This is a genomic window from Corallococcus sp. 4LFB, assembly GCF_046520365.1.
GTDB lineage: Bacteria > Myxococcota > Myxococcia > Myxococcales > Myxococcaceae > Corallococcus > Corallococcus caeni.
Map to the genome: position 1 here is coordinate 1 of NZ_JBKGHJ010000301.1, position 10,691 is coordinate 10,691.

General features: G+C 71.8%; 8 protein-coding genes and 1 pseudogene. 6 read left to right on the forward strand and 3 right to left on the reverse strand.

The features are described 5' to 3' along the window. A pseudogene (locus ACLEQD_RS27365) lies at positions 1-435 on the forward strand (hypothetical protein); the annotation flags it as partial. A 4-nt stretch (positions 436-439) separates the two neighbouring features. On the opposite strand, the gene ACLEQD_RS27370 reads toward ACLEQD_RS27365, so the two are convergent. Both ACLEQD_RS27370 and ACLEQD_RS27375 read right to left on the reverse strand, forming a co-directional pair. After that, the gene (locus ACLEQD_RS27370; protein WP_410387922.1) at positions 440-2,521 is read right to left on the reverse strand and encodes a WD40 repeat domain-containing protein; all 2,082 of its coding nucleotides are present in this window, start codon (positions 2,519-2,521) and stop codon (positions 440-442) included. 98 nt (positions 2,522-2,619) lie between these two features. Continuing rightward, entirely contained in the window at positions 2,620-3,963 is a 1,344-nt protein-coding gene (locus ACLEQD_RS27375) for an erythromycin esterase family protein (RefSeq protein ID WP_410387924.1), read from the reverse strand. Positions 3,964-4,132: 169 nt separating this feature from the next. Here ACLEQD_RS27375 and ACLEQD_RS27380 point away from each other — a divergent pair, with 169 nt between their 5' ends. The 4 genes from ACLEQD_RS27380 (at position 4,133) to ACLEQD_RS27395 (ending at position 7,619) form a co-directional block, all read left to right on the forward strand. After that, positions 4,133-4,660: a hypothetical protein gene (locus ACLEQD_RS27380; RefSeq protein WP_410387926.1), complete on the forward strand. Its 528-nt coding sequence runs from the start codon at positions 4,133-4,135 to the stop codon at positions 4,658-4,660. 28 nt (positions 4,661-4,688) lie between these two features. Beyond that, positions 4,689-5,627, forward strand: coding sequence for a RimK family alpha-L-glutamate ligase (locus tag ACLEQD_RS27385; protein ID WP_410387928.1), 939 nt, complete (start codon positions 4,689-4,691; stop codon positions 5,625-5,627). Positions 5,628-5,700: 73 nt separating this feature from the next. Next, the gene (locus ACLEQD_RS27390) at positions 5,701-6,330 is read left to right on the forward strand and encodes a 2OG-Fe(II) oxygenase (RefSeq protein ID WP_410387930.1); all 630 of its coding nucleotides are present in this window, start codon (positions 5,701-5,703) and stop codon (positions 6,328-6,330) included. Between the two features lie 62 nt (positions 6,331-6,392). Then, on the forward strand, positions 6,393-7,619 hold the full coding sequence (locus ACLEQD_RS27395; RefSeq protein WP_410387932.1) for a serine hydrolase domain-containing protein: 1,227 nt from the start codon (positions 6,393-6,395) through the stop codon (positions 7,617-7,619). A 422-nt stretch (positions 7,620-8,041) separates the two neighbouring features. On the opposite strand, the gene ACLEQD_RS27400 is transcribed toward ACLEQD_RS27395, so the two are convergent. Then, positions 8,042-9,103: an acetamidase/formamidase family protein gene (locus ACLEQD_RS27400; RefSeq protein ID WP_410387933.1), complete on the reverse strand. Its 1,062-nt coding sequence runs from the start codon at positions 9,101-9,103 to the stop codon at positions 8,042-8,044. 532 nt (positions 9,104-9,635) lie between these two features. On the opposite strand from ACLEQD_RS27400, the gene ACLEQD_RS27405 reads away from it, so the two are divergent. Then, positions 9,636-10,691, forward strand: a 1,056-nt coding sequence (locus ACLEQD_RS27405) for a FadR/GntR family transcriptional regulator (protein WP_410387935.1), incomplete at its 3' end; no start/stop codon positions are given.

Sequence of the window (10,691 nt, forward strand, 5' to 3'; positions counted from 1 at the left end):
CAGTGGCCGTGGGGCACGCTGGCCGGGGTGGCGGCGGCGGGGGTCCTCTGCGTGCGCACGTTCCTGTGGATGGCGCCGCTGGCCGCCCGGACGGACGCGGCCACGCCCTCCATCCTGGGAGAGCCCGGCACGGTGGCCCTGGTGATGGGCTTGAGCGCGGTGGCGCTGGCGCTCTCCTGGCGCGGGTCGGACGGCCTGGTGGCGGCGTCGGTGGGGCTGGGCGTCGTGCTCGCGGTCATCGACACGCGCCACTGGTGGCATGCCTCCGCGCTGATGCTGGTGCCGCTGACCGTCGGCGTCCTGCGCGTCCCACGCTGGCCCACGGCGGTGCGCCTGGGGCTCGTCGTGTGGGCGGGGGTGCTGGAGATGGCCGTGTGGTACGGCAATCCCCTCTGGCTGTTCCGCGACCTCAACCGCTTCCTGCGGCTGGTGTGACGCCTCAGCGGTACTGGAGGAGGAAGCGGGCCTCGTCCCACACGAGCCCGTAGCGGCGCAGGAGGTCCTCGACGCCCGCTCCCGCCGGGGGCGGATGGGCGATGGACTGGAACCGCGTCAGCTGGAGCGTCCGGTCGGAGGCCGCGGAGACGAGGAGCGCTCCGTCCGGGGAGAAGGCCAGGCCCGACAGGAAGCCCTGCTGGCCCGTGAGGGTCCCCAGCCGTTCGCCGGAGGGAAGGCCCCAGACCTTCACCACCTGCTCCACGCCGGACGAGGCCAGGAAGCGCCCATCCGGCGACACGGCCAGGGCCAGCACGCCCGCGGTCCCCTCATCCAGCGTCTTCAACAGCCGGCCCTCCCCCACGTCCCAGACGCGGATGGGCTGCCGCATGCCCGCCGTCACCAGGTGGGGCCCGGACGGCGTGAAGGCCACGGCGCGCACGGGCTCGCCCATGTCCAGCCGCAGCAGGGGCTGACGGCGCTCCACGTCCCAGGTGCGCACCGTCTTGTCCGCGCCACCCGACGCGAGCCTGCGCCCCGTGCCGTCGAAGGCCAGGGTCCAGACCTTGCCGGTGTGTCCCTGGAGCAGCCCCACGGGCCTGCCGTCGGACACGGACCACAGCTGGATGTCGGGATCGCCCGCCACCGCGACGAGCGCCCCGTCCGGGCTGAAGGCCACCGCGCGCACGGAGCCCTTCGCCCCGGGCAGCTCCAGCAGCACCCGTCCCGAACGCGCGTCCAGCACCAGCGCCTTGCCCTTCAGCGTGCCCAGCGCGATGCGCTCGCGGTCCGGGCTCACCGCCAGGGACACCGTGGCCTCCGTTCCTCCTGGCTCGGAGGCAGGAGCATTCACCTCCGCGAGGCGCCACCGCCGCCAGCCGTCCTCACCGCCGGAGAGGAGCTCGCGGTCCTGGGAGAACGCGAGCGCCTCCACCCAGACGGAGTGCCCGCGCAGCAGCACCTCCGCGGGGACCTCCGGCCGGCGCCACACGTGGAGGACCCCGTCCATCCCGCCCGAAGCGAACGTGCGTCCGTCCGGCGACAGGGCCACGCTCATCACGGCGGCATGGTGCGCGTCCAGCCGCTCCAGCAGCGCGCCCCCGTGAGCATCGATGAGCCGCACGCGCCCGTCCCACCCGCCCTGGACCAGGAGCCGGAACGCACCGTCGATGGCCGCGACGGAGACGTTGCCGGAGTCGCGCAGCACGTCCACGAGCTGTCCCGACCGGGCGTCCCAGAGGCGCACGGCCCGGTCGCCCGCCGCCGTCATGATGCGCTGTCCGTCCGAGGAGAACGCGCCCGCCTCCACCTTCTCCTCATGGCCCCCGAGGCGGTGGACCTCCTTGCGCGACGCCAGGTCCCAGACCCGCGCGCTCCGGTCCGCGCTCGTCGACAGGAGCCGTCCGCCCTCCGGAGAGAAGGCGACGGCGATGACGTTGTCGTCGTGTTCGAAGCGCAGCCGTTCGGCGCCCGTCTCGACGTCCCAGACACGGACCGCCCTGTCCAGGCCACCGGAGGCCAGCCGCCCGCCGTCAGCAGAGAAGGCCAGCCCGAGCACGACGTCGGCGTGGCCCTGAATCACGGCGTGCTGCCGGCCCTGGCGCCAATCCCAGACACGGATTTCCCCGGGCCTGCCCGCGGAAGCCAGCCAGCGGCCGTCCGGTGAGAAGGCGACGGCGTGGACCTCGGCCGTGTGGCCCTGGAGCTCCGCCAGCAGCTCGCCGCGCTCCACGTCCCAGAGCCGGACGACGGAGTCGTAATGACCGGAGGCCAGCACCCGGCCATCCGGCGTGAACGCCAGGGCCAGCACCGAGCCCTGGATGCGCTTCGACCAGCGCAGCGTGGAGGCGTGGTCCACCGCCCGGCCCTGCCCCCACCGCGCGGCGAGCGAGTCCCGCGACGCCCGGGCCAGCGCGAACGATGCCGCCGCCACGCCCCACTGCCTGGACTCGATGGCCGCTTCCCCCTTCGCCTCGAGGATGCGGGCGCGAAGGTCCCGCTCCTTCGAGGTGTCCGGCGCGCCGGCTCCGGAGGGACGGTGCGCCGAACAGGAAGCCAGCAACAGCGCGAGACACCACCACCGCATGAGGCTCCTCCCGGGGACACGGCCTGCCTGGGCGCGGAGCGTCCGCGCCTTGGGGGCCAGGACCGTACCCCGGAGCTGGGAGGAAGCCATGCCCGGGCCTACAGGCCCGTCGGATAGGTCTCCGGCGCTTCGCCGCGCTCCCAGCCGGCGGTGCGCTCCAGCGGTTCGAGCGCGCGCGTCTCATTGAGGTGCAGCATCGCGTCGAACTGCTCCGGCAGCCGGGTGTGGAAGTAGTGGCTCATGCGCTCCGTGTCGGGCCGGTAGATGACGCCGATGGCCCGCTGCAGGCGCCGCTCGCGGAGCGCTCCGGCGGCCTCTCCCAGCTCGCGGAGGTCCAACAGGAAGCCCGGCAGGCCGACCTGGTGGAAGAGGGACTCGCAGCTGCCCGGCAGCCCGTGGCGGACCCTCTTCCGCTCGGCGGCCCCGCCCCAGTTGGAGGCCGCGGTGACGGTGCCCCGGTACGTGCTGAAGCCAATGAGCCGCGTCTGCCCCGGGTGCCGCTGGCGCGTCAGCTGCCCCAGGTTCACCTCGCCCGCCCCACCCATCTCCGTCGCGCGCGCATCCCCGACGTGGGAGTTGTGCGCCCAGACCACGAGCCGCGCCTCACCCGAGCGCCGTGCCTGGAACGCCAGCAGCGTGTCCAGCGTGTCCGCCATGTGCGTGTCGCGCAGGTTCCAGGACGAGACGCGCCCATGGAACATCGACCGGTAGTACTCCTCCGCGTTCTGGACGACGCGCGCGTTCTGCTCCGCCTCGAACTGCGCGTCCTCCGCCAGGGGCCCGTCCCGGTGCAGCAGGGACTCGCGCTCCCGCTGCAGCTCCCGGAGCTGGGCGATGACCTGCCGCTCGCAGTCCGGTGACAGCCCCAGCGTCGTGGCGTGGCCGTAGTCCTGGGGGTCCTCTCCGAAGTGCTCGAAGCACGCGTAGCGGTACCGGGCGCGCTTCGCCGCCTCCGGATCCGCCCGGTCCAGGTACGTCACCACCGCGCCCATGGAGGCATGGAGGCTGTAGAGGTCCAACCCGTAGAACCCGACCTTCTCCCGCGCCGGGCGCCGGTCGTTGTGCGTCCGCAGCCAGCCCGCGAAGTCCAGCACGTCCGCGTTGCGCCACATCCAAGAAGGGAAGCGCTGGAAGTCGGCGAGCGACTCCACCGCGTCCACGTCCATGCCCATCGCGTGCACGTAGCGGTTGATGCGGTACGCATCCGGCCAGTCCGCCTCCACCGCGACGGCGCTGAAGCCCTTCTCCTCGATGAGCCGCCGCGTCAGCAGCGCGCGCAGCCGGTAGAACTCGTGCGTGCCGTGGGTCGCCTCGCCAATCAGCACGCATCGCGCGTCGCCCACCAGGTCCAGCAGCGGCTCGAAGTCCTCGCGCGTCCCCTGGAGCGGCCGCACGGTCTCCGCGATGGCTCGCACCAGCAGTGCGTCCTCCCGGGTCGCCATGGTGTCTCCTCCCCTCTTCTTCAAGGGTTGGGTCGCCCCCGCGCGAATGAAAGGCATCGGGCGGCCAGGGGGCGCCCAGGTCCCTGGGACTCCACGGGAACTCTTACCTTCAGAGAATCAAGCAACTCCTGACACGGAGGTGGCGATAACTCCTCGCAAAGGACTCCCCATGACCCAGATCAAGGCCCCAACGGGCTTCGTGTCGTCGCTGAAGAGCGCCCTGAAGACCGCCAGCACGGACGGCAAGGCAGTGGGCGCTCCGGCCCTGAAGAAGGCGCTCCAGGGCGCCGACGCCGGCAAGCTGAGCCCCCAGCTGAAGAACCAGGTGCGGGACGTCTTCGAGCAGGTGAAGTTGACCCCGAAGGCCCGCGAGCTCGCGGACCGCTTCGTGAAGGGCAAGAACGACAGCATCCAGAACCCGGACGACGGCGGCGTCATCGTGAAGATCATCGCGGACGACCCCCTCCGTGGCGGCGACACGGGCGGCCCCAGCATCAAGCCCCCGGCGGACGGCGGCCGGGTGAAGATCCGGATGGACGACCCCACCGGCGGATGGAAGCTGCCGGACTTCAAGCCGCCGGAAGACATCGGCGTCGTGAAGGTCATGATGGATGACCCCACCCGTGGCGCGAAGCTGCCGGACCTCAAGCCCCTGGATGGCGGCATCGTGAAGGTCAAGATGGACAGCCCGGTCTGAGCGACCGGAAGGTGAAGTCACGGCCCCCATGACGTCCCGCAAGAAGGTCGTGGTCATCGGCTCGCGTTCGGATGACGCCACCCGCTTCGTCGCTGAAGCGGTGGAGCGCCGCCGCGCGCGAGCCGTCGTCCTGGAGACGGACCGGGTGCCCGACTCCGCCGCGTTGAGCTGGGAGGACGGCGACGTGCACTGGGACGGTGAATGTCTCAGCGACCTGCGCTCCTTCTACCTCAAGAACGTGCGCCTCTCGCTGCCGGTCCCCGAGGCCGAGGCCCTGTCCGGGCGCAACTTCCCGCGCTGGCAGGAGCAGTACCTGGCGGAGCGGGAGCGCCAGTCCTTCCTGCACTCCGTGCTGCGCTCGCTCCACCGGCGCGGCGGCTCGTTCGTCAACCCGCTGGAGGCGGTGGAGCTGCACTACCTGAAGCTGCACCAGCTGGCCCTGCTGCGCCGTCACCGCATCCCCGTCCCCAGCAGCCTGGCCACCGCTTCGCCGGACGCGGTGCGCGAGTTCGTCGCGCGCCACGGGTCCGTCATCTACAAGCCGCTGGGCGGCGGCGCGATGGTGCGCAAGGTGGAGCCAGCGGACCTCACCGACGAGCGGCTCCAGCTGCTCGCCAACTGCCCCGTGCTGTTCCAGGAGCAGGTCGCCGGCGACGAGTTCCGCGCCTACGTGCTCGACGGCGAGCCCGTGGCCGCCTTCCACATCCCCACCGACGGCGTGGTGGACGCGCGGCAGAACCTGCACCGGGTGAAGCCCGCCCGCCTGCCGGAGGACGCCTGGGCGCTGTGCCTCAAGGGCGCCAAGGCGCTGGGCATGGTCTTCACGGCGGTGGACCTGCGGCGCACGCCCGAGGGCGCCTTCGTGGCGCTTGAATTCAACCCCACTCCCGCCATCTCCTTCTTCGATGACCCGCGCGACGGCAAAGTCATCACCCGGCTCGCCAGCTACCTCGTCTCCAAGGCCTGAGCGCCCGAGCGGGTTCTTCATCGCGGACTTCGCCGACAGCATCTTCGGCCCCGTCCGTCCTCCGAAGCCGGAGGTGTTCCCGCCGTCCGCGACCGCCTGGACGCGGCTGGCGTCCGCGTCCGAAGCGCTGCACGCCGCCATCCGCCGGGAGTTCGCGGCAGGTGGCCGGGTGCCACACGTCTGCCTCCGGGACGTCCTCTTCCCCGAGCGCGCCGAGGCGATGCACCAGGCCCTGCGCGCCGCGCGCTTCGTGCGCCACCATCACGGCGCCTATGCCCTGCACATCGCGCCGTTGGATCAGCAGGCGCCCTCCGCCCTGACGGACTTCTGCGCGTGGCTCAAGAGCGACGACGGCGCGGCCTTCCACGCCGCGCTGGTGGGCTGGCCCCAGCCCCTGGAGACCCGGCAGGTGCAGGTGTCGCGCATGGAGGCGGGCGAGCACTTCCCCGAACACCGGGACACGGACGAGGAGGGGCTCGCCGTCGTCTACAACTTCACGCGCCCCTGGGAGGACCGCTTCGGCGGCGTCCTCACCTTCCGGCATCCTGAAGCGGACGCGGACCTGATGCGCGTCCCCCCGCTCTTCAACTCGGTGTTCATCTTCCGCGCGAGGGGCGCCCCCCACCGCGTGACGGAGTGGACGTCCGCGGCGCAGGGCCACCAGCGCTACTCGGTCACCGCCTTCGTCCTCGCGAAGCGTTGAGCGCACGGCCCTTCCCACGAACACGGGCTCGCGGCCTTCCGCGCGGGTCTACACTCGAGCGCATGTCCAACCCTGGCAAAGCGCTTCGCGGTCTCTCCCGGACCCGGCTCGCCGACCTGACGTCCGCCCTGCGCGGCCACGTCGAGCGCGGGGAGCTGCCCGGCCTCGTCGCCCTGGTGGCGCGCGGGGACAGCGTGCACGTCGACGCGCTGGGAACGAGGGACCTCACCGACGGTCCGCCCATGCGGCGGGACAGCCTCTTCCGCCTCGCGTCCATGGCCAAGCCCATCACGGCGGTGGCCACGCTGATGCTCGTGGAGGAAGGGAAGCTGTCGCTCGACGGCGCCGTGGACCCGTGGCTGCCGGAGCTGGCGAACCGCCGGGTCCTGCGCAGGCCCGACGGTCCGCTCGACGACACCGTCCCCGCGAAGCGCGCCATCACCGTGCGCGACCTGCTCACGCTGCGCTGGGGCCTGGGCGCGGTGATGGCCCCGCCCGGCACGCAGCCCCTCCAGCGGGCCATGGACGAGGCCCGGGTGGCGCCCGGCTTCCATGCCCTCACGGATCCACCCGACGAGTTCATGCGCCGGCTGGGCACGCTGCCGCTGCTCCATCAACCCGGAGAGCGGTGGGCCTATCACACGGGCTATGAGGTCCTGGGCGTGCTGGTCGCGCGGGCGTCGGGCATGCGCTTCGACGACTTCCTGCGCGAGCGGCTCTTCGTGCCCCTGGGCATGAAAGACACGGCGTTCGTCGTGCCCGCGGAGAAGCTCGACCGGCTCACGACGGCCTGCGCTCGCGACCCGGCCACGGGCACGCTGGAGGCCTGGGACACGCCCGCGAACAGCGACTGGTCGCGGCCTCCCGCCTTCCTTTCGGGAGGAGGCCAGGGCGGGCTGGTGTCCACGGCGGATGACCTCCTGGCCTTCTGCCGGATGCTGCTGGGTGGTGGCCAGGCCGGAGACACCCGCGTGCTGTCCCGCGCGAGCATCCAGGAGATGCTGACGGATCAGCTTCCAGAGGAGCAGAAGGCCGCCTCGCCCTTCTTCCCCGGCTTCTGGGATGCGTCGGGGTGGGGCTTCGGCGGGTCCGTCACCACGAAGCCGGATGGCGTCTCCCCCACCGCGGGCCGCTACGGCTGGGGCGGCGGCTACGGCCCGATGTTCTTCATCGATCCCCAGCAGGACCTGACGGCGCTCCTCCTGCACCAGCGAAGGATGCAGGGCCCCGACGACCTGGCCCTGGCCATGGAGTTCTCCAGGAACGCATACCGGGCGCTGGAGGACTGAGGCGCGGCCCGCAGAGCACCGGGGCGGGGGGCGCGCCGGGCGGGGCGCTCTCGGTGGTGGACGGGGCACCGCTCCGCGCGGAGGTGCCCAGCTTCGCGAGCCCCCGCTCGAAGCCCTTGCCGAGCATCGTGTCCCTGTTCACGACGAGCGACATCACCTTGCCCATCAGGGCGTTGTCGCCGTCCATGCTCCCTGGCCACGGCATTTCGCCCCTTTTCCGGAGGCGGGGCGCCTCCCCGGACACCGTCAGGCGGAAGGTCACCTCCCCGAGGGCCGGAGCGCCTGGAGCCGCGCCTTGTCCAGCTTCGCGGCGACCCCCACGCTGCGCCCCGCGAGGTTCGCGACGACGTACTGCACGGAGCTGCCCAGCACCTGCGCGCTCTCCGACAGCGTGAGCCCGTAGTCCTGCTCCAGCCACTGCGTCAGGCCTTGCGTCGCGGAGCGCAGGGCATCATCCAGCGAGCCGCCCTGCCCAGCGCCATCAGGTGCGTGGGCGACTCCACGCGGGGCGTCGAGGGCGGCGGCTTGCCGTGCAGGACGTCCACGGTGAACTCGACGTCCATGGAGGTCTCCAGCGCGTACTGCGACGTCTCACCATCGCCCTGGGCGGCGTGCGCGTCGCCCAGGTAGAGGAGCGCTCCGGGCTGCGCCACGGGCAGGTAGACGGTGTTGCCCTCCACCACCTCGTTGAAGTCCATGTTGCCGCCGTAGCGGCCCGTGTCGCCGGTGGACAGGGGCGGGGCGCCAAAGCCGGGCGCCACCGCCAGACCGCCCAGCATGGGCCGCAGCGGCACGGTGAAGGCCTTCAGGCGCTCCGTCGGAGTCTCCGGGCTCGCGACCCCGCGCTCGGGGTCGAGCCTCCAGCGCACGGGCTTGCCCAGCTCCGTCGCCTTCGCGGCGAGGCCCGTCGTGAGGGCGCGGCCCACGATGCTGTCCAGGCTGTCCGCGAACGTGCGGTTCAGCTTGAGCCGGCGGATGCGGATGGCCAGCGTGTCGCCCGGGTTCGCGGTGGCGATGAAGAAGGGCCCCGTCTGCGGGTTGCCAAAGAGGGCGCGGGTGACGCCCTTCGCGTCCATGCCACCGGAATCGAGCGTGGAGGTCCGCACCGTGTCGCCCGGCCAGACCGTCAGCACCGGCGCGCGGTGCGCGGTGAACGCGTTGGACCACGAGGTGGGCGTGAAGTCGTGCACGCGCGGAGCCCCGGAGGGCCGCGAGGGAAGCAGCCGCGCCGAGAAGGCATGCGGCACCCGCGCCTTCGGGTTGTTGCTGTCGGGGTAGTCCGCGGTGCCGCGGAGCGCTTCACCCTTCACCTGGCCGTCGAAGACATAGGTCTGTCGACGCGAGTCCGTGACGACGAAGTGGACGGCGTTGCCCGTGCGCTCCCCGCTCAGCGCATCCCCGTCCAGTTCTCCGGAGAGCCGCTTCCCGTCGCGCTCCAGGGTGAGCAGTTGATAGGCGGGATTGCCCCACAGGTCGGTCGTCACGAGCCAGGACTCGGAGGCCGCGAGCACACTGGCCGGCAGACAGCAGAGAAGGACGCAGAGGGAGCGGAGCATGATCGGCGCAGTGTAGAGGAAGGGCCCTGACGCGCGAGGACCCGAGGCACCGCGGGATGCCACGTGGAGCACCAGGACCTCCGCCACACCGGACGACTCCGCCAGCTGGCACGGACCCGTTCACGGAGCCCCAGGCGGCAGAGCCGCCCGCGCACCGGCACGTCGCCAGAAGCGCCTCGACGAACCGTGCGTCCCGAAGGCCTCCGCGAGGACGCGCGCCTTGCGGAGCGCCGTGGCGGACCGCGACGAGGTGCAGGAGCGGACGCCAGGGCGGGGCCGCGGACGGGGGCGCCCACCGGGAGCCCGGTTCCGACAAACCGGTCCGACTGTCGGACAGGTTCGCGCCCTATGAGGCCGCAGGCTGCGCCTTCCCGACAGGCGGCGAGGACGGTAGGCCCTCGCGTCCATGTCAGACCCATCTGGTTGGATGAGCGAGGATTGGGCGAGGAGGCGGACGGTGATGGTGCAGGTGGGGCTCGTGGCGTACGTCGAGGAGCAGCTGGAGCGCGAGATATCGCTGAGGCGGCTGCCGAGGAATGGGCAACTGGGCTCGGAGCAGGTGCTGGCGCGTCGCTACGGAGTGAGCCGAAGCACCGTGCGCGAGGCATTGCGGCGGCTGGCGGCGCGAGGCCTGGTGGTGCAGCGCCCCGGGCGTGTGGCGCGTGCGGTGGCGCTGGACGAGTCGCTGACGCTGGAGAACCTGGGCATGGCGCTGCATGACGAGCGCTCCGAGGAATGCCGGCGGCTCTTGGAGGGCTACTTCAGCCTCAAGCGGCAGGTGCTGGTGGAGCTGCTGGCCGACTGCTGCGCGAGTGCCTCGGAGGCGGACCGGCACCAGTTGGAGGCCACCTGCTTCAATCTCTGGGACCTGGCGCGCTGGGAGCCGGGTGCACGGTGCGCGCAATTGGAATTCGAATTGTTGCGGTTGGCGGCCCAGGCGGCGGCCCGCCCCGGGCACCTTCTCCTCATCCAGTCACTGCAACGGGCCATGAGGGGCAAAGCAGCCCGGCTGCAGTCCTTCATGGGCGGAGAGTCGCTGCGCCAGTGGGCCGTGTGCGCGATGCACGCCTTGGGCGATCGCGACGCGCGGGCGATTCAGAACCAGCTGCCGGCGCTGCTGAAGGCATGCGATGAGGGCGTGTTGGACGCCTTCGCTCCTGTTCCCCAGGGGCATGCATCCCCCGAGGACTACCGCACAGAGGAGAACCTCCTCGAAGCCCCCACGTCATCCACCGCGCAAGATGAGGCGCTGGAAGCACGCTCTTGTGTAGAGGAGCGTGGCCCCACTGCGTCCGCGTCAGTCTCCGAGCAGGACGCGGCAATTGAGGCACGCTCTTGCGTGGAGGGACGTGGCTTCAACGCCTCCACGTCAGTCACCGAGCAGGACGAGGCCCTGAAGGCACGCTCTTGCGTGGAGGGGCATGGCTTCAAGCCCCCCGCTTCAGTCACCGAGCAGGACGAGGCCCTGGGGGAACGCTCCCGCGGGGAGGCCCGTGGCCTTGATGCGCCCGCGTTA

Coding starts and splice junctions, on each gene's coding strand:
- ACLEQD_RS27370 (WP_410387922.1), bottom strand. CDS start 2,521: ATGCGGTGGTGGTGTCTCGCGCTGTTGCTGGCTTCCTGTTCGGCGCAC.
- ACLEQD_RS27380 (WP_410387926.1), top strand. CDS start 4,133: ATGACCCAGATCAAGGCCCCAACGGGCTTCGTGTCGTCGCTGAAGAGC.
- ACLEQD_RS27385 (WP_410387928.1), top strand. CDS start 4,689: ATGACGTCCCGCAAGAAGGTCGTGGTCATCGGCTCGCGTTCGGATGAC.
- ACLEQD_RS27375 (WP_410387924.1), bottom strand. CDS start 3,963: ATGGCGACCCGGGAGGACGCACTGCTGGTGCGAGCCATCGCGGAGACC.
- ACLEQD_RS27395 (WP_410387932.1), top strand. CDS start 6,393: ATGTCCAACCCTGGCAAAGCGCTTCGCGGTCTCTCCCGGACCCGGCTC.